Origin of the sequence: Nonomuraea sp. NPDC049400 (assembly GCF_044466425.1) — a bacterium.
Taxonomy (GTDB): Bacteria; Actinomycetota; Actinomycetes; order Streptosporangiales; family Streptosporangiaceae; genus Nonomuraea.
Genome location: NZ_JBITMP010000027.1, coordinates 1 through 24,248 on the forward strand (window position 1 = coordinate 1; position 24,248 = coordinate 24,248).

Below are 24,248 nucleotides of genomic sequence, written 5' to 3' on the forward strand. Positions count from 1 at the left end.
GATCGGGCCACCAAGCTCGATCACAGGCCCGGCTCAGCAGATCGCGATCGAGATGCAACCGGCCGGGATCGACCGCTTTACACCAGCTACCTAGAAGGCGCGGCAGGCTTCCAGCAGCACGTCGCGGACCTGCTCCTCCGGCATGTCCATCGTGTTGACCGCGCCCCACTGCAACGCTCCGAGCAGGGCCCAGCTCTTCAGCCTGGTCTCCGGATCGGGATCGTTGCCCACCAGCCTGGCGAAGATCTCGTCCCTGAACGTCCTGACCGTCGCGCGCTCCGAATCCGGCGAGCCGGGGTCGTCGGCGGCCAGGTCCTCCATGAACAGGCGGATCACCGAGCGGTAGCGCACCGCGAAGGTCACCAGCGCGTCGACGAACGCCTCCCTGCTCGGGAAGCCGGCCCCGAGCAGCTCCAGCATCTCGTCGGCCGCCGGGGCGAGCAGCTCGGAGGCCAGGCGGTCCTTGGGATGGAAGTGGTAGGCGACGGCGGTCTTGGTCAGCCCCACGGCCGCGGCGATGTCGGCCAGGGACGTGCCCGCGTAACCGCGCTGCGCGAACAGCTCCCTGGCCGCCGCGAGGATCCGGGACCGGGTGTCGTCGGGTGTGGTCATCGTCTCATTTCCGTGTGATCCATCCCCTCCGGATGTTTCCTGCTTTATCGTAGTCCTGTACGAGCGTACAGGACGGCCGTCGAGAGGGCCTTGGGCGATGACGCGGTTTCTTGGGCGGCTGGGCGGCTGGTGCGCGCGGCACGGGTGGCTGGTGCTGACGTCATGGGTGCTCGTGGCGGCGGCGCTGATGGGCGGGAGCCTCGTGCTCGGCAGCCCGGTGAGCAACGACGTGACGATTCCCGGCACCGACGCGCAGCGGGCGCACGACCTCATGAAGACCGGCTTCGGGCCGGGCTACGACAACGGCGGCACGGTGCAGCTCGTCCTCTACTCCGCCGACGGGCCGCTCATCGAGGAGCGGCGCAAGAGGGCCGTGGAGGACGCACTGGCGCGGCTGCGCGCCATGCCGCACGTGGTGAAGGTCGACACGCCGTTCCGGCGCGGCGGCATCTCCTCCAGCCTGCAGATCGGGCTCATCACCATCCGCATGCAGGGCCACGACAGCACCAAGCTCGCCGAGAGCACCCAGGCCCTGTCGAAGGCGGCGGACCCGGCGCGGGCCGCGGGGATCGAGGTGGTGGCGGCCGACAGCTCCACGCCCGCCGACAAGGAGATCAGGACCGGTCCCAGCGAGATCATCGGCGTGGTGTGCGCGCTGCTGGTGCTGGTGTTCGCGTTCGGGACGCTGGTGGCGGCGCTGGTGCCGATCTTCACGGCCCTGGTCAGCGTCGCCTCGGGGCTCGGCGTGATCGGGCTGCTCGGGCACGTGCTGGACGTGCCCAAGCAGGCGGGCATCATGGCCACGATGATCGGCCTGGGCGTGGGCATCGACTACGCGCTGTTCCTGCTGTCCAGGCACCGGCGGCTGCTGGCGGACGGGGTGCCGGTCGTGGAGTCCGTACGGCGTATCGTGGCGAGCTCCGGCGGGGCCGTGGTGTTCGCGGGCGGCACGGTGATCATCGCGCTGAGCGCGCTCATGCTGGCCGGGTTCCCCTTGCTGGCGACGCTCGGCTGGATCACCGGCATCTCCGTCATCGCCGCCGTGCTGACCTCGGTCACGCTCGTCCCCGCCCTGCTCGGGCTGCTCGGTCACCGGATCAACGCGCTCAAGGTGCCTCTCCTGCGCGGCAGCGGCTCGTCGGGCTCCGGATGGGCGGGCCTCGGGTCGTGGGTGGCGCGCCGCCCGTGGCGGGTGCTGCTCGGCAGCGTGGTGGTGCTGGGCGTGCTGACGGCCCCGGCGCTCGCGCTGAAGCTCGGGCCGCTCGACGACGGGTACGGCACGCAGGGCTCCGAGCCCAGGCGCGCCTACGAGCTGATGGCCACCGGCTTCGGTCCCGGTGCCAACGGCCCGCTGATCGTGGTCGCCGAGCTGCCCTCCCAAGTGGCCGATCGGAAGGATCCCGTCGTGGACCTGGTCGCCCGCGAGGTGAAGGACGTCGACGGCGTCGTGCACGTGGCCGACCCCAAGGTGAACTCCTCGGGCCGCTCGGTCTTGCTCCAGGTCGTCACCGACTACGCCCCCAGCGACGCGCGGGCGTCCGAGGTGGTCGAGGACATCAGGGCCATCTCGCTGCCCGGGGTGAGCGTGCACGTGGGCGGCAAGGTGGCGGGGATGACGGACGCGGGCACCCGGATGTCCGAGCGCACCCCGCTGGTCATCGGCGTGGTGGTGCTGCTGAGCGCCCTGCTCCTGCTGCTCGCCTTCCGCGCCCCGGTCGTCGCGGTCAAGGCCGCGGTGATGAACCTGGTCTCGCTCGGCGCCGCCTTCGGCGCGCTGGCCCTGGTGTTCTCGATCGGCCTGGGCAGCCGCCTGGTGGGCATGGACGCCCCCGCCGGCGCCTCGTCCCTGCAGGCCGTCTTCTTCTCGGTGCCGATCGAGAGCTACGTGCCGCTGATGCTGTTCGCGGTGCTGTTCGGGCTGTCGATGGACTACGAGGTGTTCCTGCTGACGGCGGTGCGGCAGGCGTACCTGCGGCATGGGGACAACGCGCGGGCGGTGGCGGAGGGGCTCGGCTCGACGGGCCGGGTCATCACGTCGGCCGCACTGATCATGGTGGCCGTGTTCGTGGCCTTCATCGCGTACCCGGACCCGATGGTGAAGACGTTCGGGGTGGGGCTGGCGGTGGCCATCGCCGTGGACGCCACGATCATCAGGGGGTTCCTGGTGCCGGCGACGATGGTGCTGCTGGGGCGGCTCAACTGGTGGTGCCCGCGCTGGCTGGACCGCCTGCTGCCGAACCTCTCGGTGGAGGGTCACGAGGAGGACGGTCCCGCGCCGCAGCGTCCGGAGCCCGTCAAGGTGGGCGTTTAGGGCGGGCCTGTCAGTCGGTGTCGACGAGGTCGCAGGCGGCGACCCAGCCGGCCACGCCGGTGGTCACGTTGCGGCCGTGGTGCCAGAGGGTGCTGTCGAACAAGTCGCACCGGTAGGGCTCGTGCTCCTGCGACCGGTCCGACTCGAAGCCCTGGCCCGGGTGGCCGAGGCCGACGGGGGTGGAGCCGGCCCGGGGCTCGCTCCAGATGATCACGCCCTGGCCGGCGAAGTCGTACAGGCTCGCGGCCCGCGCGGCCTGCGCGGGTGCCAGGCCGGTCAGCGTCGCGAGCAGGGTGGCCGTGGCGGCCCGCCGGATCCGCACCGCGCGTCTCCTCTCTGAGAGCGTTCGCTACTCAGAGTAATGGCGCGCTCAGAAGGTGATGACCGTACGGGCGACCGAGCCCTCCCGGACGTGGGCGACGGCCTCGTTGATCTGGTCGAGCGGCAGGCGTTCCGAGATGAGGCCGTCGAGGTCGAGGCGGCCGCACAGGTACTGGCCGGCCAGCATGGGCAGGTCGCGATGGGGTGCGGCGTCGCCGCCCTGGGTGCCCATGAGGCGGCGCGAGGCGAACAGCAGGCCGGGGTCCAGCTCCACGGGCTTGCCCTGGGGCGGGCTGCCCACCATGACCGTGGTGCCGCCGGACTGGGTGGCGGCGAAGGCCCCGGAAAGGACGCCGGGCGCGCCCGTGGCGTCGAAAGCGTAGTCGACGCCGCCCTTCACCACCTCGTCCACCTGACGGGGCAGATCGTCGGCGAGGATCGTGTGGGTGGCGCCGAAGCGCTCGGCCAGCTTGAGCTTCTGCTCCGCCACGTCCGCGGCGACGATCGTGGTGGCGCCCGCGAGCGCCGCGCCCTGGATGACGTTGAGTCCCACGCCGCCGCAGCCCACGACGAGGACGCTGGCGCCGGGCGGGACCCTGGCGACGTTCATGACCGCGCCGACGCCGGTGACGACGCCACAGGCCAGCAGGCACAGGGCGGCCAGGTCCGCGCTCTTTGCGACCTTCACGCACATGGTCTCGGCGACGACCGCGTACTCGGCGAACGAGCCGATGCCGATGAACCGGCGCGTCTCCTCACCGTCCAGGGTGATCCTGGGGGCTCCTCCCATGATCGCCTGCAGCCTGGCAGGGCCCGAGCACAGGTGGAACCGGCCGGCACCGCAGTGGCGGCACCGCCCGCAGGGGCCGTTCATCGAGATGATGACGTGGTCGCCGGGCCGGACGCCGGTGACGCCCGCGCCGACGCTCTCCACCACCCCGGCGCTCTCGTGCCCCAGGATGAACGGCAGCCTGCTCACCACCGGGCTCTTGCCGTCAATGGCCTTGAGGTCGGAGCCGCACACGCCGGACGCCTTGATCTGCACGCGGACCTCGCCGGGGCCGGGGTCGGCGATCTCGACCTCGCGGATCTCCATGGGGGCGTGGAACCTGGTCAGCACGGCCGCGCGCATCAGCATGCGCCACACGGTAACCCGGCCCCATGATTGCGAGCAAGCGGTTGCTCGGGCATGCCCGTTGACACCCCGACGTGCCGAATTTACGCTCGGCACAAAACCAAGCGAGCGCTAGGCCAAATCGCAGGAGGCCAGGATGGTACGGCGGGTCGCGGTGGCACTCACAGTAACGTTGCTCGTCTCCGGGTGCGCGGCCCAGCAGAAGAGCGCGGTCGGTCCGGCGGCGCCCGGCGTGACCGACACGACGATCAAGGTCGGCGGCGTGCTGACCAAGACCAGCGCCAGCGGCTACTCCACCAAGGACGCCGAGATCGGGGCGAAGGCCAGGTTCGAGCGGGCCAACGCCGAGGGCGGCGTGCACGGTCGCAAGATCGAGTTCGTCGGGGCCGAGGACGACGGCCAGGACGCGGCCAAGGGCGACGCGGCGGCCAAGAAGCTCGTGCAGAAGGACCAGGTCTTCGCCCTCGTACCCGTGCACGCCCCGAACTTCGGCGGCGCCGCCTTCCTCGAGCAGCAGGGCGTGCCGTGGTTCGGCTGGGCGACGGGCCCGCAGTGGTGCGGCACCAGGACCGGCTTCGGCTACAACGGCTGCCTCGCGCCCAAGCAGGGGGCGGGCTCCCAGACGTGGTGGGGCAGCCAGATGGCCGACCTGCTCGGCGGCGCCGCGGGCAGGACCGTCTACGTGCAGACCTCCGACTCCAGCGGCAGCAAGTACGGCGGCACCACGATCTCCCAGTCGTTCACCGCCGCCGGGTTCAAGCTGGTCGGCGTGAACTCCGGCCTCCCAGCCGCCGCACCGCCCCCTGACTGGCTCCCGTACGTCAACAAGATCATGACCTCGAACGGCGGCAAGGCCCCCGACATCGTGGTCTCCGTGATCGCCGGCACCAAGTTCAACGTCGGCCTGTACTCGGCGCTCAAGCGGGCCGGATACAAGGGCGTGCTGACGGACGCCACCAGCTACGACGCCGCCATACTCAAGGACCAGGCCAGCGCGCAGGCGCTGGAGGGCGTGATCGCGGCGCCGATGTTCGAGCCGTTCGAGTCCACCGCCCCCGAGATCGCCAAGCTCAAGCAGGACGTCGAGAAGGTCTCGCCGGGCGCCGTGCTGACCCAGCACCTGGCGATCGGCTACTGGTCCGCCGACATCTTCCTCGACATGCTGAACAAGACCGGTAAGGACCTCACCCGCGAGAAGTTCCTGGCCACCGGCAACGGCGACTACCTCTACGAGAACGCCGGGTTCGGCAGGATCCAGTACCCCAAGGACCACAGCGAGCCGAACGGCTGCGGCGCCCTGGTCAAGCTGGAGAACGGCGCCTTCCAGGTGGCCAAGAGCATGAAGTGCTTCGACAACGTGCCGCTGAAATGATCGTCGGCTACGTCCTCAGCGGCCTGGTCACCGGGGCGATCTTCGCGGTCATGGGATCGGGCCTGACGCTCTCGTACGCGGCGACCGGGGTGTTCAACTTCGCCCACGGCGCCATCGGCTTCCTGGCCGCCCTGCTGTTCTACGAGCTGAACATGGCGGCAGGGCTGCCCGCGTGGCTGTCCGCCCTGGTGTCGGTCGTGCTGTTCGCCCCCGCGCTCGGCTTCGTCCTGCACAAGACCATGTTCGGCGGGCTCGCGCAGGCGGGCGAGACCGCCCAGATCGTCGCCACGATCGGCCTGACGATCGCGCTGCCCGCGCTGGGCCTGCTGGTCGTGGACCTGGCCGGGCTGCCGAGCGCGGACGCGACCTCGCTGCCGCGCGGCATCGGGCCGCACCCGGCGCTCTCCTTCGACGTGCTCGGGGTCCGGCTGGACACCGACCAGCTCATCACGTTCGGCTTCTCGGCGGTGGCGGCGGCCGGGCTGTGGGCGTTCATGCGGCATTCCCCGTATGGGCTCCGCATGCGGGCCGCCGTGGACCGGCGCCGCCTGGCCACGCTCCGGGGCATCGACGCGGACGCCACCTCGGCGCTGGCCTGGATGCTCGGCTCGGGACTGGCCGGGCTCGCCGGGGTGCTGGCCGTGTCCGTGCTGGGGCTGGACGCGACGGCGTACACGGTGCTGTTGTTCGCCTCGGCCACGGCGGCGGTGTTCGGGCGGCTGCGGTCGATCCCGTGGACGTTCGCCGCCGGGCTCGCGCTCGGCGTGATCCAGAACCTCGTCGCCGGGTACACCGACTTCCTCGAGGAGGTCACGGGGCTGCGCACGGCGGTGCCGGTCATCCTGTTGTTCGCGGGGCTGGTCCTGCTGAACAGGTCGCGCGAGCGGGTCGCGGGCAGCGCGGCCGAGGACGCGCCGCCGCCCGACCACCTGGCGGGGCTGCCGCCCTGGCGCCGGCGGCTGCCATGGGCGCTGGGCCTGGCCGGGCTGCTGGCGTTCACCTTCCTCGCGTCCGAGTACTACGTTGGCGTGGCCGCGCAGGGGCTGGTGCTGGCGCTGATCTTCTGCTCGTTCGTGGTGGTGACCGGGATCGGCGGCATGGTGAACCTGGCCCAGGCCGCCTTCGCCTCGATGGCGGCGCTGACCTGCGGGTGGGCGTTCTCCTCCGGGCTGCCGTTCTTCGCGGCGATCCTGCTGGGCGTGGCTGCGGCGGCCGCCGTGGGGATGCTGGTGGCGCTGCCCGCGCTGCGGCTGGGCGGGCGGGTGCTGACGCTCGCCACGCTGGCCATGGCGCTGCTGGCCGAGCAGGTGCTGTTCCAGGTGGACGCGTTCAGCAACGGGACCATCGGCTGGCCGCTGCCCGCGCTCGGGCTCGGCTTCGCGGACACCTCTGACGCCCGGGTGCGGGTGGTGGTGCTGCTCGTGCTGATCGCCGGGGTCGCGGTGCTCGTACGGAATCTTGAAAAATCCGCTTCCGGGCGGGCGATCCTGGCGGTCCGGTCGGCCCCTGCCGCCGCCACGACGTCCGGGCTGTCGGCACCCCGTACCAAGATCATGCTGTTCGCGCTGGCGTCGGCGATCGCCGGGCTGGGCGGGGTGCTGTTCGCCGTGTCCAAGGGGTCGATCACCGCGACCGACCTGCCGGCGTTCTCCGGGTTCGTGTGGCTGGCCGTGGTGGTGCTCCAGGGCGTGCGGCGCATCGGCGGCGCGGTGCTCGGCGGCCTGATCGCGGTGGTCGTGCCCGAGCTGCTCGCCGCCTGGGGCGTGTCCGCGCACGTCGGGGCCATCCTGTTCGGGGCCGGCGGGATGATCCTGGCCAAGCATCCCGACGGGGTGCTCACCCAGCTCGCCGAGCTCCGCCACCGCCGCCGTGCCCCTTCGGAGCCTGGGCCGTCGCTCACTCGCGCCCAGGCCGAGGGACCGCTGTTCAGGCTGGAGGGCGTCGTCGCCGGTTACGCGGACTGCACCGTGCTGCGCGGCGTGGACCTGGCCGTCAACCCCGGCGAGGTGGTCGCGCTGCTCGGCGCGAACGGCGCGGGCAAGTCCACGACCTGCGCGGCTGCCGCCGGAGACCTGCCTGTCACCAGCGGCAGGATCCTGCTCGGCGGCGAGGACGTCACGGCGTGGCCCGCCCACCGCAGGGCACGGGCGGGCATCCTGCTCGCGCCCGAGGGCAGGGGCGTGTTCCCCGGCCTCACGGTGGCGGAGAATTTGCGGACCTGGCTCGCCGACCCCGAACCCGTCTACGAACGCCTGCCCCAGCTCGCCGAGCGCCGTAATGTGCTCGCCGGCGCTCTGTCCGGGGGCGAGCAGCAACTGCTCACGCTGGCCCCGGCGCTGGTGCGGCCGCCACGGGTGTTGATCGCGGACGAGCCGTCGCTGGGGCTGGCGCCGATGGTGGTGCGGCAGGTGTTCGACGTCTTCGCCGAGCTGCGTTCTCGCGGCGTGGCGCTGCTGCTGGTCGAGGAGAAGGCCACCGAGGCGCTGGCCATCGCCGACCGGGTGGCGTTCATGCGGCTGGGCCGCGTCACCTGGGCAGGGCCGCGTTCGGACGTGGACAGCGAGCGGCTGACCGCCGCCTACCTGGGGGTGCGGTGACATGCTGGCCGTGGAGGGCGTGTCGGTGGCGTTCGGCGGGGTCAAGGCGCTGGACCAGGCGTCGTTCGAGGTCGCGGAGGGTCAGGTCTGCGGCGTGATCGGGCCGAACGGCGCGGGCAAGACGACGCTGTTCGACGTCGTGTCCGGGCTGCGCAGGCCGAGCGAGGGGCAGGTCAGCGTGGCGGGCCGGGACCTGACCGGCGTGTCCCCGGTCAGGCGGGCCAGGGCCGGGGTGCGGCGCACGTTCCAGCGGACCCAGGTGTTCGGGCGGCTCACCGTCGCGGACAACGTGCTGGCCGCGCTCGACTGGCACGGCGGCGGTGGCGGGCTCGCCGCCGACCTGGTCGGCTGGCCCGCCAGGCGGCGGCTCGAGCGGGAGCGCGGTGAGCGCGTGGCCGAGGTGCTGGAGCTGTGCGGGCTCACCCCGCTGCGCGACGCGTACGCCGCCGCGCTCCCCGTCGGGCAGCGCCGGCTCGTCGAGCTGGCCAGGGCCCTCGCCGACCGGCCGCGGCTGCTGCTGCTGGACGAGCCCACCTCGGGCCTGGACGCCTCCCAGACGGCCCGCCTGGGAGAGGTCGTCAAGGCGCTGGACACGACCGTGCTGCTGGTCGAGCACGACATGAGCTTCGTCATGGACACCTGCGACCGGATCGTCGTGCTGGACCTCGGCAAGGTGATCGCCACCGGCACGCCGGGCGAGATCAGGGCGGATCCGGTCGTCAGGGCCGCCTACCTAGGATGAGTGGCGTTCGGTGAACGACAGGATGCGGCGCCAGGCGTCCTGACAGGCATCCGACCACTCGGCGTACGTCCGGTCGAAGAACGAGTGGGGCGCCCCGTCGTAGACGACCTTCTCGTGCTCCGTGCCGACCCGGTCGAGCGCGGCCTCGAACGCCGCGAAGTCCGCGGGCGTGGAGACCGTGTCCGCGCCGGCCAGCAGCATCAGGAGGGGCGCGCCCGGCCCGGTCTTCGGCTCCTCGATGGCGCGCAGCGCGCCGTAGAAGCCGATGCCGCCCGCCAGGCCGTTCCCCTCGTACGCCTGCCGCCACGACTGGGCGCCGCCCATGCAGAAGCCGACCGAGAAGACCGGGCCGTCCAGGGCCTCGGTGGCGGCCTTCGCGTCGGCCCGCACGTGGTCTCTCTTGAGCTGCTTGACGTGCGTCATGTAGTCGAAGTCGTCGCCCCGGTCGCCGAGGCCCGCCGTGCGGCCGAAATAGTCGATCGCGATCGTGCGGAACCCCGCCTCGGCGAAGCGCACGGCGAGGTCGCGGTAGTACGGGTGCAGCCCGCGCACGTCAGGCAGGATCACCACGCTGCGGCCGTTCGGCTCGGCGGGCTCTGCCCGGTAGGCGAGGAACCGGTTGCCGTCGGCGGCGGTCAGCTCCAGCTGCTCATGAGAGGCCACCTCGCCCTGGATCGGCGGGGCGGGCGGTCTGCTGTCGGTGGAATGGCACATGAGGGCAGCATGCCCACGGTGATGGGGTCTATCCAGGTACTCGGAGTGGCAGGCTCGTCGTGTCCCGGCCGGGCAGACTTATGCCTATGAACCGGGAACTCGGGGCGTTTCTCCAGGCCCGCAGGAACGAGGTCACGCCCGAGGACGTCGGGCTGGCGAGCGGGCCGCGCAGGCGGGTGCGCGGGCTGCGCCGCGAGGAGCTGGCCGAGCTGGCGGGCATCAGCGTCGAATACCTCGTACGCCTCGAGCAGGGGCGGACCGCCCAGCCGTCCGCGTCCGTGATCGAGTCGCTGGCCAGGGCGCTGGATCTGAGCGAGGCCGAGCGGGCGCACCTGTTCGACCTGACCTCGCCCCGGCCCCGCAGGTCACGGCCGTCCGGCGGGGCGCGGCGGGAGCTGGCGCAGCTCATGGAGCGGATGACGGACATCCCGGCACTCCACACCGACCACCGGCTCGACCTGCTCGCCTGGAACCGGCTGGCCGCCGCCCTCTTCCCCGGCCTCTGCCAGCCAGGCGCCAACCTGGCCAGGTACAACTTCCTCGCCGAGCCGGGTGTCTATGCGGACCGCGAGGAGGTGCTCCGGGCCACGGTCGGGCAGCTCCGCCTGGCCACCGGCCGCCATCCGGACGACCCGGCGCTGACCGCCCTGATCGGCGAGCTGTCGGTACGCAGCCCGCGTTTCCGCACCCTGTGGGCCGGTCGCGTCGTGAAGGAGCGCACCGACGGGGTCAAGCGGTTCACGCATCCCGTGGTGGGCGAACTGACGCTGCGGTACGAGACCTTCGAGCTGCCGGGCGGATCGGGGCAGCGGCTCATGCTGCTCCATCCCGAACCGGGCGGCGCCGACGAGGAGTCACTGCGGCTCCTCGCCTCCTGGTCGGCCTAGTACGTGGGAGCGGTGCGGAACGCCTCGATGAGGTGCGCCCGTACCCGCGCCACCGCGGGCCTGGCCAGCGCGCCTGAGCGGACGGCCAGGTAGCCGGTGTTGATCGGCGCCTCGTCGGGCTCGGCCAGCGTGACCAGCGTGCCCGCCGCCAGGTCGCGGCGGCACAGATAGGCGGGCAGGACGGAGACGCCCACCCCGGCCCTGACGGCGCTGAGCACGCCGCGGAGGTCGGGGATGACGACCTGGGCCGCCATCGAGGGCCGCCGGCCGAACACGGTCCGCCAGTAGCGGCGCACGATGGGCAGATCCTCGGCATAGGCCACCAGCGGCACCCCCGCCAGCTCCCTCGGCCCGATGCCGGGAAGCGCCAGGGAGGGAGCGGCGACCAGCAGGAACTCCTCGTCGTAGACCGGGTCCGCCTGCACGCCGCGCACGCGGGGGCGGATCGTGGAGAGCACCAGGTCCAGCCGCCCGGCTGCGAGGTCCGTCAGGAGGTCGTCCGACAGCCCGAGCGTGGTCCGCAGCCGGAGCCCGGAGCGCACCAGCGGCGCGAGCATCGGCATCATCACCTCGCACAGGAACTCGGCGGGCCCGCCGAGGTGCACGGCCACGTCCGAGGGCAGCTCCGACTCCACCACCTCGTCCAGCGCGTCGAGCGAGGGCGCCACCCGGCGGGCCAGCTCGTCGGCGGCGGGCGTGGGCGCGACCCCGCGCGCCAGCCGGTCGAACAGCGGCCGGTCCAGCACCGACTCCAGCGCCTTGACCTGCGCGGTCACGGCCGGCTGCGACAGGCCGAGCGTCTGCGCGGCGGCCGTGATGGACCCGGTCCTGTGCACCGCGAGGAACGTTCGCAGCAGGTCGAGGGAGAGAGGCGACATATCACTATTCTGATGCCTCGGGCGATATTTGGTTATTTGTGGTGATAGCTCGCCGGAGCGATGCTGTGAGACATGAGCAAGCGCATCCTGATAGTTCTGACCAGCCATGACGACCTCGGCGGCGTCGAGCGGACCGGCTACTACGTGCCGGAGGCCGCCCACCCCTGGGAGATCTTCCGCAAGGGCGGATACGAGGTGGACGTCGCCAGCGTGCGTGGCGGGCAGCCGCCCCAGGACGGGTTCGACCCGGATGACGAGGCCCAGGTGGCCTTCGTCGCCGCCGTCGAGCAGCAGGGCACCGTCCGCCTGGCCGACGCCGACCCTTCCCGCTACGACGCCGTGCTCTATGCCGGAGGCCACGGCACCATGTGGGACTTCCCCGACGATCCCGACGTCGTCCGCGTCGGGCGCGAGGTGTACGAGCGGGGCGGCGTGGTGGCGGCGGTCTGCCACGGCCCGGCCGCGCTGGTGAACCTGACCCTGTCCGACGGCTCCCACCTGGTGTCGGGCAAGCGGGTGGCGGCGTTCACCAACGAGGAGGAGAAGCTGCGCGGCGTGGCCGACGTGGTGCCGTTCCTGCTGGCGGACAAGCTGGTGGAGCGGGGCGCCCAGCACGAGCCGGGCGCGAACTGGCAGGCTCAGGTCGTGGTGGACGGCCGCCTCGCCACCGGCCAGAACCCGGCCAGCGCCGCGCCGCTCGCGGAGCGCGTACTGCAAGTTCTCGCCGATCGGCGGGTCTGAATAGCGCAATCGCCGCCGGATGGCGGATTGTGCGCCGCGGCGTGGGCTCCGAGCATCGAGGGGTAGCCGTCCATAGATGGGAGACCTCATGGCATTCCACCCCAACCTCGATCCGGAGATCCGCGCCGCGCTCGAACGCACGCCGCTCCCGACGTTCGAGATGGCGAACCTGTCGGGCGAGGAGCTGATCGGGATGCGGGCGCAGGTGAACGCGTTCCTCGCCGCCACGCCGCCCGCGGACACGGACGTGGTGATCGAGGAGCGTCACGTTCCTGGCCCCGAGGGCGCCCCCGACGTGCGGGTACGGATCTACCGTCCGGCGCGGGACGGCGAGGGGCGGCCGGGGCTCTACTGGATCCACGGTGGTGGGATGATCATTGGCACGCCCGAGATCGACGAGGCGATGATGATCGGCTACGTCGAGGAGCTCGGGTGCGTGGCGGTCTCCGTCGACTACCGGCTGGCGCCGGAGAACCCGCATCCCGCGCCGGTCGAGGACTGCTACGCGGGGCTGCTGTGGACCGCCAAGTCGGCGGGCGAGCTGGGCATCGACCCGGCCAGGATCGTGGTCGGGGGCGCGAGCGCGGGTGGCGGGCTGGCCGCGGCCACCGTGCTGCTGGCCCGCGACAGGGGCGGCCCGGACGTCGCGTTCCAGCTGCTCGTCTGCCCGATGCTGGACGACCGCAACATCACCCCGTCCAGCCACGAGTTCACCGAGGCCGTGGTGTGGGACAGGAGCGCGAACATCTACGGCTGGACCGCCCTGCTGGGCGACCGCATCGGCACCGACGACGTGCCCCCGTACGCGGCCCCGGCCAGGGCCACGGACCTGTCCGGGCTGCCGCCCGCGTTCATCGACGTCGGCGAGCTGGAGGTGTTCAGGGACGAGGACATGGACTACGCGCTGCGGCTGTCGCAGGCCGGGGTGTCCACCGAGTTCCACCTCTATCCGGGCGCGTTCCACGGGTTCGACGGGATGGTCCCGGACGCCGCGCTCAGCAAGCGGGCGCGGGCGGCCCGGCTGGCCGCGCTCAGGCGCGCGTTCCGGCTCTGAGGTTCGCGCGGAGCCGTACCAGGGCGAGGGCCAGGTGGGCGCGGAGGCGGCCGGCCGGGTCGGCGAGTGAGAAGCCCAGGACGGACTCGGCGCGGGCGATGCGCGCGGCCATCGAACTGTGGTGCAGGTGCACGGTGGTGGCCGCGCCGCGTACCGAGCCCGCCAGGCACAGCGCCCGCACCGCCGCCATGGCCTCGTCGCCGAGCCGCTCCATCGCCTGGACGTCGGCCAGGCCCGCGACCGCCGGCTCAGGGAGGTCGGCGAACAGCGCCAGCGCGCCCAGGTCCGACCAGCGCATCACGCGATCGTGCGGGCCGGTGAAGTGGAGCGCGGTCCGCGCGCCGGCCCAGGACTCGGCCGCCCGCTCCCCGGGCAGCTCGGGACCGATCCCGACCCGCGCCCCCTCGGGAAGCTGGCTGGGCAAGGTGGTCGCCACCAGGACCGCCTCCGTGTCGCCGATCGTCGCGGCGCGGATCTGGTGGCCCATCGCGCGCAGGCCCGAGGCCAGCCCCCGATCGGGCAGCGCGATGGCGAGCGCCTGGAGCGGGGCGGACGGGGGGAAGCCGAGCAGGCGCAGGGCGCGGGCGCGTTCGGCCTCGCCGGTCTCGGCCGACAGCACCAGCTCCACCAGCGCGGGGTCCCGCCCGGAACGCGCCAGCGCGCCCGCGCGCTCCAGGGTGACCTCGGCCGCCACCGCGTACCGCTCGAGGACGATCTCGTCGAGCCCGTGCGGCGGCCCCTCGCGCTCCATCCAGACCGCCCCGAGCCCGTCGCTCAGCTCTCTGACCGGGGACGGGACGTCGGGCGTGTCCACGGCGCCGCCGGGCGACGTGCGGGTGCGGCGGCCGGTGGCCGCGTCGAGCAGCCCGACCGGGCACTGCGCCAGCCGCGCCGTGGCCGCGAGCAGCACGGGCACGCTCACGTGGTCGCGAACCAGCGAGTCGAAGTAGGCGATGACCCGCACCGCGCTCTCCGCGTCGGCGTCGAGCGTGGAGAGCCGCAGCAGCAGTCCCTGCATGGCCAACAGACTATGTCCGGCAACCACTGTTCGAGCTACCAAGCGTGCGCTAGGTTGGTTAATGTGGATCTCGACTTCTCCCCAGCCGAGCAGGGCTTCCGCGCCGAGGTGCGCGACTGGCTGAGCGCGCACGTGCCGCGGTCGCTCCCGTCCATGGACACCCCCGAGGGTTTCGCGGCGCACCGCTCCTGGGAGGCGCTGCTGGCGCAGGCGCGGTTGTCCGTCGTCTCCTGGCCCGAGGAGTACGGCGGGCGCGGCGCGTCTCTGACCGAGTGGCTGATCTTCGAGGAGGAGTACTGGGCCGCCGGAGCCCCCGCCCGGGTGACCCAGAACGGGATCTTCCTGCTGGGGCCGTCCCTGATGCGCCACGGCACGCCCGAACAGCGCTCACGGTGGCTGCCCAGGATGGCCAGGGGCGACGACGTGTGGGCGCAGGCCTGGTCGGAGCCGGAGGCGGGCAGCGACCTGGCCGCGCTGACCTCCCGCGCCGAGCCCGCGCCCGGCGGCTGGCGCCTGTACGGGCACAAGACGTGGAGCTCCCGGGCCGCCTACGCCACCCACGGGTTCGGCCTGTTCCGGACGTCGGGCGCGCGGCACCGGGGGCTGACGTACTTCCTGTTCCCCCTCGCGGACGTCGCCGTGCGGCCGATCGCGCAGCTCGACGGGCTGCCCGGCTTCGCGGAGCTGCACTTCGACGGGGTGTTCGTCGACGAGTCGATGGTGCTCGGCGAGGTCGGCGAAGGGTGGCGGGTCGCGATGGCCACCACCTCCTCCGAACGCGGCCTCACCCTGCGCAGCCCCGGACGCTTCCTGGCCACCGCCGACCGGCTCGTCGCGCTGGCCCGCTCCTCGGGCGATCCCGCGCTGGTCGACCGGGCCGCCAGATGCTGGGTGGAGGCGGAGGCGTACCGGCTGCACACGTTCGGGACGGCGCGGCGGCTCATGGCGGGGGCGGAGATCGGGTCCGCGGCCAGCATGGGCAAGCTGTTCTGGTCCGAGCTGGATCTCCGCATGCACGCCCTGGCCATGGAGCTGCTGGGGGAGCGGGCCGGGGAGACGCCCTGGCTGGACGGGTTCCTGTTCTCGCTGGCCGGGCCCATCTACGCGGGCACGAACGAGATCCAGCGCAACATCGTCGCCGAGCGGATCCTGGGGCTGCCCCGATGAACTTCGGCTTCACTGACGAGCAGCTCGCCCTGGCCGCGACCGTGCGGGACGTGCTGCGAACGCACTGCCCACCGGCAGCGCTGCGTTCCGAGCGGCGCCCGGCCTGGGAGCAGCTGGCCGCGCTCGGGTTCTTCGGGCTGCTCCTGCCGCCCGAGAGCGACGGGCTGGGGCTCGGGCTCACCGACATCCTGCCCGCGCTGGAGGAGACCGGGCGGGCGTGCCTTCCCGGGCCGGTGGTGGAGACCGCCGTCGCGGCGCCGTACCTGGTCGGAGGCGTTCCCAAGCTGGCCTCTGGCGCGGTGTGCGTGAGCGTGCTGCTGCCCGGGCAGGTGTACGCGCCGGACGCCGACCTCGCCGACCTGATCGTCGTGGCCGCCGACGGCCTGCGGTTGGTGACCAAGGAATCCGCACGTCTGACGCTCCGGCCAGGAGTGGACCCATGCCGGCCGCTGTTCGAGGTGGCCTTCGACTTCGCTGAGGGGCTGGGCGGCACGGCCGTGCCGGCGCTGCGGCGGGCCACGGTCGCGACAGCCGCACAACTCATCGGGGTCGCCAGGGAGCTGCTCGCCGTCTCGGTGGCCTACGCCAAGGTCAGGACGCAGTTCGGCGCCCCGATCGGGTCCTTCCAAGCGGTCAAGCACCAGCTCGCCGACGTGGCCGTGGCCGTCGACTTCGCGGCGCCCCTGGTGTGGCGGGCCGCGCTGGCGGTGGACGGTGCCGCGGCCACCGCCGAGCGGGACGTGAGCGCGGCCAAGGCCGCCGCCGGCGACGCCGCCGTGCTGGCCGCCCGGGTGGCGCTCCAGGTGCACGGGGCCATCGGCTACACCGAGGAGCTCGACCTGCGGTTCTGGCTCGCCCGGGCCTGGTCGTGGTCGGCCGCGTACGGCACCACGGCCGTCCACCGCGAACGCCTGCGTGCCGCCGTGCTGGCCGACGACCTGCGGAGGTACCCGTGAAGTTCGGCGTGCCGCTCGGCCTGGTGCATCCGGCCGCGTGGAAGGACGTGGCGGTGGCGGCGGACGAGCTGGGGTTCGAGTCGGTGTGGCTGCCCGAACACCTCGTCTTCGCCACCGACCTGTCTCTGGCCGCCTATCCGGGCACGTCTGAGCCGGGCATCAAGCCCGCGACGCCGCTGTTCGACGCGCCCGCGTATCTCTGCTGGCTCGCCGCCCTCACCTCCCGCGTCAAGCTGGGCACGGCGGTGCAGCTCCTCGCCCTGCGCCACCCCTTCGTGTCGGCCCGTGCGTTCGCCACCCTGGACGTGGTCTCGTCGGGACGGGCCATCTGCGGGGTCGGCGCCGGCTGGTACCGCGGGGAGTGGGAAGCGGCCGGGGTCGAGTTCCGGACTCGGGGAGCGCGGCTGGACGAGGCGATCGAGGTGGTCAGGCGGCTCTGGAGCGAGCCGGTGGTCGCCCATTCCGGGAGGTTCTACTCCTTTCCCGAGGTCGCCTTCGAGCCCAAGCCGGTGCAGCGGCGGTTGCCGGTGCTCGCGGGAGGGGAGTCGGCCGCCGCGCTGCGCAGGGCGGCCCGGCTGTGTGACGGGTGGATCAGCATGCCGCACACCCTCGAGTCGATCAAGCCGCAGCTCGACCGGCTGGGGGCGGGGGTGCCGGTGACCGCGCACGCGTACTCGCTGGCCTCGCCCGACGAGGTGCCCGCCTGGGCGGCGCTGGGCGTGGAACGGCTGATCGTACGTCCCTGGACGCGCAGCCGGGACGCGGTGTCCCGGCTGGCCGCCTTCGCCGCGGACCACGGATTCTGACGGACGGCGCTGAGGTGGTTCGGGCTTTACCGACGGCGCCGAGGCCGTTCGGGTTTGACCGACGGCGCTGAGGTGGTTCGGGTTTGACGGACGACGCCGAGTTCATTCAGGTTTTGACGCACGGCGTCGAGGCCGTTCAGGCGCGGTGCCGTCCCCGCCTTCTTGGCTGGCCTTGGGCGCTCCTGGCCGCATGGCTGGGAGCGCCCCTGCCGGGCTGGGGTGCGGCGCTCGTGCCCGCGCCGGGCCGGCCGGCCGTCGCCGCCCGCGTAGCCCCGACCAGCTCGCGGTCGTCGTCGTGCCGGGGCGGCGGCGGGAACGCGGTGGCGGCGTGGCGGCGGCCGGTCGGCGCATTGTCCTGAGCGCCGCCGACGTGGACGCCTTGAGGGCCGGGCGCCGGCCTGCGGTGGCGGCGGCCGCGGAGGGGCACGTCGGCCGCGAAGGCCGCGGGCTCCTCGACGGGGTGCTCGCGGCGGCGGCGACGTCCCCGGTAGGTGGCGCCGATGTCGAGCACGTCGCCGCTCGTGCCTCCGGAGGGGGCGAAGGCGTCGAACGCGCTTGTCGCTCCCGGGATGACGATGCGCTCGAACGGCCCGGTGTCGACGAAGCGCTCCAGCGGCCCGGTGTCCAGCACGATCTCGACCGGCCCCGTCGTGGTGGCCGGCTCGGCCGGCCGGGTGCCGAAGAGGGCCTCGAAGGACTCGCTTCCCGCGGGGGCGTGGTGGGGTGACGCCGGGTGCGCGGTGGAGGCGCGCGGCGCGGCGTCCGTGGCGAGGTCGAAGGGGCGGGTGTCGAGCGGGCGCCTGCGGTGCCTGGCACTGCGGGTGGCGGCGCGGCGGACGGCGTCCGGCGCGCCGACGTCCTGCGCGCCGGGTGTCGCGATGCGCTGGAAAGCGTCCGCGGCCGTGACCGGCTGAGGCTCGCGGGCGTCGTGGGCGGCGGTGCGCCGGACGGCTGCGGAGGAGGCGGCGAGCTCGGCGGCGGCCGAGGTGCTGGTGAGCTGGACGGTTTCCAGGGCTGCGGTGCGCTGGGTCGTGTCCTGGGTGCTGTCCAGACGCCCGCCCGCCCGTACCGGTGTGGGAGCGGTCGTGGTCGCGAGCTTGCGACGGCGGCGGCGGTTGGTGTTGGACCGGGGCGCCGTACCCCCAGCGGCGGCCGGTACCGCACGGAGGCGGCGGGTCTTGGCTACGGCGAGCAGCGCCAGCGCGGCCACCAGGGTCGAGCCGACGAGAGTCGGGGAGGAGATGACCGGCAGCGGGCCGGTGGCCGAGGCGTCGGCGTGTGTGGGGAGGGGCTCGGCGGTCGCCGCCGTGGTGTCGGCCGTGGCCGGTTTGGCGTGCTTGGCCTTCTTGGGCTGCTGCTTCGTGACCTCGGCGGCCTTGCCGTCGGTGGCGGTGCCGGTGATGGCCTTGGGGGCGGGCGTGGCGGGAGCCTGCGGGGACTTCTTCGCCGGGGAGCTCCCGGCGAGCGGGGCGTGGGCGGGCTCCTCGATCTCGCTGCGGGGGATGAGGGAGGTGAGCGACTCGCCCTCGGGAAGCTGGAGCGTGCCAACGTCGGTGCCGGGCCCGGATGTCAGCGCGGCCTGCTCCTCGGCCTTCTTCTGGGCTTCCTGCGCCTGATGGGCCGCCTCCTCGTCCAGGCGGGCCTTGATGCGCTCGGGGTAGCCGTACCCGACGACCTTGCTCGTGTCGCGTTCCTTGCGCTTGGCGACGCCCCCGTCGATGTTCCCCTCGATGGTGAAGATCGTGTCACCCTCGACCCTGGTCACGACACCGACGTGGTCGATGTTGTCGATGTCGTTCGTCCCGCTCCAGTCGTAGAAGACGATCGCCCCGGGCTTCGGCTTGTGGCCCCACGCGCCCTGCTCCTTGAACCACTTCGCGTGGGACACCGTCCATGCGAACTGCCCGATCCAGTCCTCGTACCCGAGCTTGTAAGCCGCCCACGAAATGTACATGTCGCACCACGGAGCGGAGCTGTAGTCGGCGTCGAACTCGACATGCTTGCCGTACCACTTGCCGAACTTGGTGCTCCCGGCCCTTTCGGAGTAGCCGAGCTGGCTCTCGAGCAGGTCGATGAACTTCTGCGTCTCTGGCGTCATGGAAGTATCGGGGAACCTTCCGGGCAAGACCGGGTTTGTCAACATAAATCCGGGTAAAGGGGGTAACCCGGGACCTGTGTGACAAAACCGGAGGCTTGTCGTCTTCCGTGATGAGCGAGGCTACCTTGCGGTCAAGGTAGGTCATGCACGACCCAAGAGAGGTTCAAGCCTTCAGAGGCTAGGTAACCGCTGGTCAAAGATGTTGCCAGAAATGTCCGGGCTTCGGTGGTTTAATCCAAAAAGATCTAGCTCATGCCCAGGTGAGGGCCCCTACGCCCCCAAGCCCGCTGCAGGCGGTACCTGTCCATTCGGAGGGTTGTGTCCCGGGCGTGTTGCGCGAGTGTCCTGAGGTCGAGGCTTCATGGCTCCACATGTGAGCCGCACCGCACCTGGCTATGCCGCGCCACATCACGCCGCCACGCCGCACCGCCACGCCGCGCCACATCACGCCGCAACGCCGTGCCGCGCCGCCCGAGCTGCGCCGCGCCGGGCCTCGCGCTGGACAGTGGCGCGCTGTGCGACGTGGCGTTGGTTTCGCCGCGGGCCTGAAGGTGGACGCCGGTCAGTAGCCGGCGCCCGTCAGGAGGCCGCCGTCGACCGTGAACTCGCTTCCCGTGCAGTAGCTGGCCCGGTCCGACGCCAGGAACGCCACCACGTGCGACACCTCCACCGGCTTGGCGAAGCGCTTGATGACCATGGACTTCACGAACGCGTCGGCGTCGACCTCGTTCATGAGGTCCGGATCCATCGCCATCGAGGTGTTGATCGCGCCGGGATGCACCGAGTTGACCCGGATGTTGAACCGGGCCAGCTCACGGGCCGCCGACTTGGTGAGCCCGCGTACCCCGAACTTCGACGCCGAGTACGCCGACAGCCCCTCGGCCCCGACGTAACCCTCGATCGAGGAGATGTTCACGATGGCGCCGCGCCCGGCCGCCTTCATGGGGCTGATCACCGACTTGATCCCCAGCCAGGTCCCCTTGAGGTTCACGGAAATCACGCGATCGAAGTCGTCGGGCGACATGTCGGCGATGCGGCGGAATTTCAGGATCCCGGCGTTATTGACCAGGACGTCGAGCCGGCCGTGCAGCTCCGTGGCCGTCGCCACCGCCCGCGACCAGTCCTCGGCGCTGGTCACATCGTGATGGACGTACGCGGCCCCCGTCTCCTCGGCCAGCGCCTTGCCCTCCTCGTCCAGCACGTCACCGAAGACCACCCGCGCCCCTTCCTCCAGGAACAGCCGCACGTGCGCCGCCCCCATCCCGCGAGCCCCGCCGGTGATCAACGCGACCTTGCCGTCAAGCAACCCCATGACGCCCTCCCGCCGCGACCGCCACCGCGGCCGCCTCCATGGAGCGGTAGACGGGGATCCCCGCCGCCGCCGCGATCCGCCTCACTTCATCCTCGACGCCCGCGGGCGCGCACTCGCCGTTCCTGGTGACGAGGGTGATCCTGGTGCCGGGCAGCGCCTCCTGCGCCCCCGCCACGGCCCGCGCGTACGCGTACAGGGGCTCGGCCGCGTCCCCGTACGTGAAGAACGCCTGGACGTTGACGTGCAGGACCACGTCGCGGTACGCCCGGTGCCGCAGCAGCGCCTCGATCACGTCGGGCACGAGAGCGGCCCGGCCCAAGGGCCCCACCGGCACCTCGAGCGGATTGCCCGAGGCCACCACGCCGAGCCCGCGCAGCGCGTCCAGCGCGTCGCCGGGCAGCGGGTCGAGCCGTACCCCGGCCAGGTCGAACGCGTCCGCCGCCAGCACGCTTGCGCCCCCGCTCGGCCCCACCACCAGCACCCCGTCGGAGCCGGAGGCGCGCGAGCCGTGCGCCTGGAAGTACGCCAGCACCCCGATGAGGTCGTCCTGACTGGACACCAGGACCGCCCCGGCTTGCTCGGCCACCGCCTCCCAGATCCGCCGGTCGCTCACCATGCCGCCGGTGTGCGAGGCGGCCGCCTCCTGCCCCTGCCCGGTGCGCCCGCCGACCAGCAGCACCACCGGCGACTCCATGGAGCGCAGCGCCTCGAACAGTTCGCGCCCGTCACGCGGATCCTCCAGGTAGAGCCCGACGGCGCGCGTCTCCGAGTCGCGGGCGAGCCAGCGGAGCAGCTCGGCGGGGGTGACGTCGGCCGAGTTCCCGACGGTGACGACCCGGCTGAACGCCAGCCCGCGCCGCTCCCCGACCTTGATCACCTCGCCCGCGAGCCCGCCGCTCTGCGAGACCAGCGCGACCGACCCGGCGGGCCCGATCCCGCCTCCCACGAACGTCTGCCGCCCCCGGGGGCAGTAAACGCCCATGCAGTTGGGCCCGAGCAGCCGCGTCCCCGCCGCCCGCGCCGCCTCGACCAGCTCCGCCTCCAGCCCGGGCCGTCCGGCCTCGCCGAACCCGCCGCTCATCACCTGCACGAACGGCACCCCGTACGCCTGCCGCACCACCTCGGCACACCGCTCGGCGGGCACGGCCACGAGGGCGTAGTCGACGTCCGCATCGGCGAGAGACGGCACGGCCCGCACCCCCGCCACCTCGGCCGCCGACGGATGCACGGCCGCCAGCGGGACGCCGGCGGCGCGGTAGAAGCCGAGGAACATGTTGCCGAAGTTCGGCCTGGTCGTGGAGGCCCCGACGACGGCCACCGCCCTGGGTTCGAAGAGCGGCAGGAAGTCCGTCGCGGCGCCGGGCGCCCCGGGCACGACAGGTCCCGGGGAGGGCAGGTAGCGGGCATCGACCGCGATCACCCCCGAAGGGGTCGCGATGACCGGGTTCAGCTCGAACTCGCCCAGTTCCAGCCGCTCCCACAGCCCGCCGGGGCCGCCGACCGTCATGAGCAGCTTGACCACCGCGTCCACGTCCACGGGCGGGCCGCCGCGGCGCCCGTACAGGACGGAAGATCCGCGCAGGGACGCCAGCATGCGCCGCGCGTCCTCCTCAGAGATCGGGCAGAGCCGCAGCGCCGTGTCACGCAGCGCCTCCGTCCACACCCCGCCCAGCCCGGCCAGCAGCACCGGACCGAAGCCCGGGTCCCGTACGAGGCCCACGATGAGCTCCACCCCGGCGTCGGCCTGCTCCTCGACGAGGAACCCCGCGACCTGCAGCCTGGCCCGCATGCCGGCCGCCGCCGCCCCGAGCTCGTCCCTGGAGAGCCCGAGCGCGACGGCCCCGACGTCCGACTTGTGCACCAGTCCCGGGCCGAACGCCTTCAGCACCAGCGGCTCGGCCAGCTCCGCGGCCCGGGAGAAGTCGAGGTCGTGCACCACCATCCCGCGCGGCACCGGCACCCCGGCCTCGCTGAGCAGCGCCTTGACCTCGTGCTCGTACGCGCTCACCCGAGCAGCTCGCGGATCTTCCCGCGCAGCAGCTTGCCGGGTCCGCCGGAGGCGTCCTGCGAGTGGGGGAGCTCGTCGGCCACCACGATGTGGTCGGGACGCTGGTGCTCCGGCAGCGCGTCGGCCAGGGCCAGCGCCAGCTTGGACGCCTCCAGCGTGTGCCCGGCGCGCGGCACGACCGCCAGCAGGACGCGCTGCTCGGAGGCCCCTTCCGGCACCCCGACCGCGCCCGCCTCGGCCACCCCGTCCAGCGCCGCGGCCGCCTCCTCGATCACGACCGGCTGGGTCCAGACGCCGCCCTTGAGTATCGAGTCCTCCCGCCTGCCCAGCACGCGCAGCACGCCGTCGGAGGAGAGGGTCCCGAGGTCGCCGCCGACGTACCACTCGCCGCGCAGCACCTCCGCCGTCCGCTCCGACAGGCCGTCGTAGCCGGTCATCCGGTGCGGCCCGGCCAGGTTGATCTCGCCGACCTCGTCGATCACGCGGTCGCCGTTCGGGCCCGTGATCTGGACCGCGTTGCCGGTGCGGGCGCGGCCCGAGGAGCCGAGCGGGGTCGAGCCGTCGTCCACGCGGCCCATGCACGTGTACGGGGCCTCGGTCTGGCCGTAGTACGAGTACACACCCGCCTGCGGGAGCCTGGCCTTGATCCGGTCCAGCATGGTCCTGGTCAGCGGCTCGCCACCCAGCATGATCACCTGTATGGACGACAGGTCCACGCCCTCGTGGTCGGGCGACGCGAGCAGCGCGGAGTAGAACGAGGGGATCTGCGACAGATGCGTGACCCGCTCGCGGGGGACGACGCGCAGGAAGTTCGCCGGTCCCCAGTCCTGCTCCAGCACCAGGCGCATCCCGGCGTACAGAGCCGGCCCGGCGATGGCCGGGAAGCCGATGCCCCAGATGATCGCGCCCGTCCCGAACACCGAGTCGGGCCCGCGCGGCACGTCCAGCCAGATCTGCGCCGTGGCGAGGGAGGACGCGTGCGTGTGCACGACCGCCTTCGGCAGCCCCGTCGTGCCCGAGGTGTAGTAGAGCGCCAGCGGGTCGTCGTGCCAGCCGCTGATCGGCGGCTCCTCCTCGGAGTCGCCTTCGAGCTCCCGCACGTCGATCCACGTGGTCACGGCCGGGAGCGAGCCCCTGATCTGCTCGACCACGCCCTCGACCGTCGCGTCGTACACGAACGCCGTGCACCCCGAGGCCGCCACCACGTCACGCAGCGTCTCCACCGGCCAGTACGGGTTCAGCGCCGCCGTCACCGCCCCGATCTTGGCCTGCGCCAGGTAGACCTCGGCCACCCGCAACGTCTCGTTGAGCAGCGCCGCCACCCGCCGGCCCGGCGTGATCCCCTTCGCGAGGAGGGCGCCGGCGCGGCGGTTGACGTTCCTGTTGAGCTCGTCGTAGGTGAAGCTCTGCTCGCCGCAGTACGTGAGCGCGACCCGGTCGGGCGTGCGCAGCGCTCCGGCGGTCAGGATCGCGTGGCCGTAGTTGCCGTATGGTGATCGCGCCATGGGGGATGCCTCCA

At 72.6% G+C, this 24,248-nt stretch carries 20 protein-coding genes and 1 pseudogene; 10 read left to right on the forward strand and 11 right to left on the reverse strand.

The genetic code is table 11. The features are described from left to right. Window positions 1-90 precede the first annotated feature (90 nt). Complete coding sequence (locus tag ACIBVN_RS34800; protein WP_397143786.1) at window positions 91-612, reverse strand: TetR family transcriptional regulator; 522 nt, start codon at window positions 610-612, stop codon at window positions 91-93. Window positions 613-709: 97 nt separating this feature from the next. On the opposite strand from ACIBVN_RS34800, the gene ACIBVN_RS34805 reads away from it, so the two are divergent. Next, window positions 710-2,923 carry an MMPL family transporter gene (locus tag ACIBVN_RS34805; protein WP_397143788.1) on the forward strand — a complete coding sequence of 738 codons (2,214 nt, stop codon included), beginning with the start codon at window positions 710-712 and terminating at the stop codon, window positions 2,921-2,923. A gap of 10 nt (window positions 2,924-2,933) precedes the next feature. On the opposite strand, the gene ACIBVN_RS34810 is transcribed toward ACIBVN_RS34805, so the two are convergent. Together ACIBVN_RS34810 and ACIBVN_RS34815 are read right to left on the reverse strand one after the other, a co-directional pair. Continuing rightward, entirely contained in the window at window positions 2,934-3,245 is a 312-nt protein-coding gene (locus ACIBVN_RS34810; RefSeq protein ID WP_397143790.1) for a hypothetical protein, read from the reverse strand. Window positions 3,246-3,293: 48 nt separating this feature from the next. Further along, window positions 3,294-4,382 (reverse strand): alcohol dehydrogenase catalytic domain-containing protein, encoded by a 1,089-nt coding sequence (locus ACIBVN_RS34815; RefSeq protein WP_397143792.1) that lies wholly within the window; start codon window positions 4,380-4,382, stop codon window positions 3,294-3,296. Window positions 4,383-4,515: 133 nt separating this feature from the next. Here ACIBVN_RS34815 and ACIBVN_RS34820 point away from each other — a divergent pair, with 133 nt between their 5' ends. From ACIBVN_RS34820 to ACIBVN_RS34830, 3 genes are read left to right on the forward strand one after another with little or no spacing between them, the layout of a single operon-like run. Next, complete coding sequence (locus tag ACIBVN_RS34820; protein ID WP_397143793.1) at window positions 4,516-5,751, forward strand: ABC transporter substrate-binding protein; 1,236 nt, start codon at window positions 4,516-4,518, stop codon at window positions 5,749-5,751. Continuing rightward, entirely contained in the window at window positions 5,724-8,348 is a 2,625-nt protein-coding gene (locus ACIBVN_RS34825) for an ATP-binding cassette domain-containing protein (RefSeq protein WP_397143794.1), read from the forward strand. The genes ACIBVN_RS34820 and ACIBVN_RS34825 overlap by 28 nt, the downstream gene beginning before the upstream one ends. A 1-nt stretch (window position 8,349) precedes the next feature. Then, complete coding sequence (locus tag ACIBVN_RS34830) at window positions 8,350-9,090, forward strand: ABC transporter ATP-binding protein (protein ID WP_397143796.1); 741 nt, start codon at window positions 8,350-8,352, stop codon at window positions 9,088-9,090. On the opposite strand, the gene ACIBVN_RS34835 is transcribed toward ACIBVN_RS34830, so the two are convergent. Next, entirely contained in the window at window positions 9,082-9,804 is a 723-nt protein-coding gene (locus ACIBVN_RS34835) for a dienelactone hydrolase family protein (protein WP_397143798.1), read from the reverse strand. The two genes, ACIBVN_RS34830 and ACIBVN_RS34835, sit on opposite strands and share 9 nt — an antisense overlap. Before the next feature lie 86 nt (window positions 9,805-9,890). Here ACIBVN_RS34835 and ACIBVN_RS34840 point away from each other — a divergent pair, with 86 nt between their 5' ends. After that, window positions 9,891-10,691 (forward strand): helix-turn-helix transcriptional regulator, encoded by an 801-nt coding sequence (locus ACIBVN_RS34840; protein ID WP_397143800.1) that lies wholly within the window; start codon window positions 9,891-9,893, stop codon window positions 10,689-10,691. Here ACIBVN_RS34840 and ACIBVN_RS34845 read toward each other — a convergent pair. After that, a complete protein-coding gene (locus ACIBVN_RS34845) occupies window positions 10,688-11,329 on the reverse strand; it encodes a substrate-binding domain-containing protein (RefSeq protein ID WP_397144032.1) in 642 nt (213 codons plus the stop codon). The two genes, ACIBVN_RS34840 and ACIBVN_RS34845, sit on opposite strands and share 4 nt — an antisense overlap. A 108-nt stretch (window positions 11,330-11,437) precedes the next feature. Further along, window positions 11,438-11,677 (reverse strand): annotated as a pseudogene (locus ACIBVN_RS34850) (LysR family transcriptional regulator); the annotation flags it as partial. On the opposite strand from ACIBVN_RS34850, the gene ACIBVN_RS34855 reads away from it, so the two are divergent. Both ACIBVN_RS34855 and ACIBVN_RS34860 read left to right on the forward strand, forming a co-directional pair. Next, the gene (locus ACIBVN_RS34855) at window positions 11,642-12,310 is read left to right on the forward strand and encodes a type 1 glutamine amidotransferase domain-containing protein (protein WP_397143802.1); all 669 of its coding nucleotides are present in this window, start codon (window positions 11,642-11,644) and stop codon (window positions 12,308-12,310) included. The pseudogene ACIBVN_RS34850 and the gene ACIBVN_RS34855 sit on opposite strands and share 36 nt — an antisense overlap. A gap of 88 nt (window positions 12,311-12,398) precedes the next feature. Beyond that, complete coding sequence (locus tag ACIBVN_RS34860) at window positions 12,399-13,364, forward strand: alpha/beta hydrolase (RefSeq protein WP_397143804.1); 966 nt, start codon at window positions 12,399-12,401, stop codon at window positions 13,362-13,364. Here ACIBVN_RS34860 and ACIBVN_RS34865 read toward each other — a convergent pair. Beyond that, window positions 13,342-14,382, reverse strand: a complete 1,041-nt coding sequence (locus tag ACIBVN_RS34865) for a helix-turn-helix domain-containing protein (protein WP_397143806.1) — start codon at window positions 14,380-14,382, stop codon at window positions 13,342-13,344. The two genes, ACIBVN_RS34860 and ACIBVN_RS34865, sit on opposite strands and share 23 nt — an antisense overlap. Window positions 14,383-14,445: 63 nt before the next feature. Here ACIBVN_RS34865 and ACIBVN_RS34870 point away from each other — a divergent pair, with 63 nt between their 5' ends. From ACIBVN_RS34870 to ACIBVN_RS34880, 3 genes are read left to right on the forward strand one after another with little or no spacing between them, the layout of a single operon-like run. After that, the gene (locus ACIBVN_RS34870; protein ID WP_397143808.1) at window positions 14,446-15,549 is read left to right on the forward strand and encodes an acyl-CoA dehydrogenase family protein; all 1,104 of its coding nucleotides are present in this window, start codon (window positions 14,446-14,448) and stop codon (window positions 15,547-15,549) included. Next, the gene (locus tag ACIBVN_RS34875) at window positions 15,546-16,505 is read left to right on the forward strand and encodes an acyl-CoA dehydrogenase family protein (protein WP_397143809.1); all 960 of its coding nucleotides are present in this window, start codon (window positions 15,546-15,548) and stop codon (window positions 16,503-16,505) included. The genes ACIBVN_RS34870 and ACIBVN_RS34875 overlap by 4 nt, the downstream gene beginning before the upstream one ends. Then, a complete protein-coding gene (locus ACIBVN_RS34880) occupies window positions 16,502-17,311 on the forward strand; it encodes a TIGR03619 family F420-dependent LLM class oxidoreductase (protein WP_397143811.1) in 810 nt (269 codons plus the stop codon). The genes ACIBVN_RS34875 and ACIBVN_RS34880 overlap by 4 nt, the downstream gene beginning before the upstream one ends. Window positions 17,312-17,447: 136 nt before the next feature. Here the strand turns inward: ACIBVN_RS34880 and ACIBVN_RS34885 are convergent, their stop codons facing one another. The 4 genes from ACIBVN_RS34885 to ACIBVN_RS34900 form a co-directional block, all read right to left on the reverse strand. Continuing rightward, on the reverse strand, window positions 17,448-19,409 hold the full coding sequence (locus tag ACIBVN_RS34885; protein WP_397143813.1) for a CHAP domain-containing protein: 1,962 nt from the start codon (window positions 19,407-19,409) through the stop codon (window positions 17,448-17,450). Window positions 19,410-19,971: 562 nt separating this feature from the next. Next, window positions 19,972-20,721, reverse strand: a complete 750-nt coding sequence (locus ACIBVN_RS34890) for a glucose 1-dehydrogenase (RefSeq protein WP_397143815.1) — start codon at window positions 20,719-20,721, stop codon at window positions 19,972-19,974. Further along, a complete protein-coding gene (locus tag ACIBVN_RS34895) occupies window positions 20,708-22,729 on the reverse strand; it encodes an acetate--CoA ligase family protein (protein WP_397143817.1) in 2,022 nt (673 codons plus the stop codon). The genes ACIBVN_RS34890 and ACIBVN_RS34895 overlap by 14 nt, the downstream gene beginning before the upstream one ends. After that, window positions 22,726-24,234, reverse strand: a complete 1,509-nt coding sequence (locus tag ACIBVN_RS34900; RefSeq protein WP_397143819.1) for an AMP-binding protein — start codon at window positions 24,232-24,234, stop codon at window positions 22,726-22,728. The genes ACIBVN_RS34895 and ACIBVN_RS34900 overlap by 4 nt, the downstream gene beginning before the upstream one ends. Window positions 24,235-24,248 lie beyond the last annotated feature (14 nt).

Coding starts and splice junctions, on each gene's coding strand:
- ACIBVN_RS34835 (WP_397143798.1), bottom strand. CDS start 9,804: ATGTGCCATTCCACCGACAGCAGACCGCCCGCCCCGCCGATCCAGGGC.
- ACIBVN_RS34875 (WP_397143809.1), top strand. CDS start 15,546: ATGAACTTCGGCTTCACTGACGAGCAGCTCGCCCTGGCCGCGACCGTG.
- ACIBVN_RS34885 (WP_397143813.1), bottom strand. CDS start 19,409: ATGACGCCAGAGACGCAGAAGTTCATCGACCTGCTCGAGAGCCAGCTC.
- ACIBVN_RS34855 (WP_397143802.1), top strand. CDS start 11,642: ATGAGCAAGCGCATCCTGATAGTTCTGACCAGCCATGACGACCTCGGC.
- ACIBVN_RS34860 (WP_397143804.1), top strand. CDS start 12,399: ATGGCATTCCACCCCAACCTCGATCCGGAGATCCGCGCCGCGCTCGAA.
- ACIBVN_RS34815 (WP_397143792.1), bottom strand. CDS start 4,382: ATGCTGATGCGCGCGGCCGTGCTGACCAGGTTCCACGCCCCCATGGAG.
- ACIBVN_RS34800 (WP_397143786.1), bottom strand. CDS start 612: ATGACCACACCCGACGACACCCGGTCCCGGATCCTCGCGGCGGCCAGG.
- ACIBVN_RS34840 (WP_397143800.1), top strand. CDS start 9,891: ATGAACCGGGAACTCGGGGCGTTTCTCCAGGCCCGCAGGAACGAGGTC.
- ACIBVN_RS34865 (WP_397143806.1), bottom strand. CDS start 14,382: ATGCAGGGACTGCTGCTGCGGCTCTCCACGCTCGACGCCGACGCGGAG.
- ACIBVN_RS34805 (WP_397143788.1), top strand. CDS start 710: ATGACGCGGTTTCTTGGGCGGCTGGGCGGCTGGTGCGCGCGGCACGGG.
- ACIBVN_RS34820 (WP_397143793.1), top strand. CDS start 4,516: ATGGTACGGCGGGTCGCGGTGGCACTCACAGTAACGTTGCTCGTCTCC.
- ACIBVN_RS34900 (WP_397143819.1), bottom strand. CDS start 24,234: ATGGCGCGATCACCATACGGCAACTACGGCCACGCGATCCTGACCGCC.
- ACIBVN_RS34830 (WP_397143796.1), top strand. CDS start 8,350: ATGCTGGCCGTGGAGGGCGTGTCGGTGGCGTTCGGCGGGGTCAAGGCG.
- ACIBVN_RS34890 (WP_397143815.1), bottom strand. CDS start 20,721: ATGGGGTTGCTTGACGGCAAGGTCGCGTTGATCACCGGCGGGGCTCGC.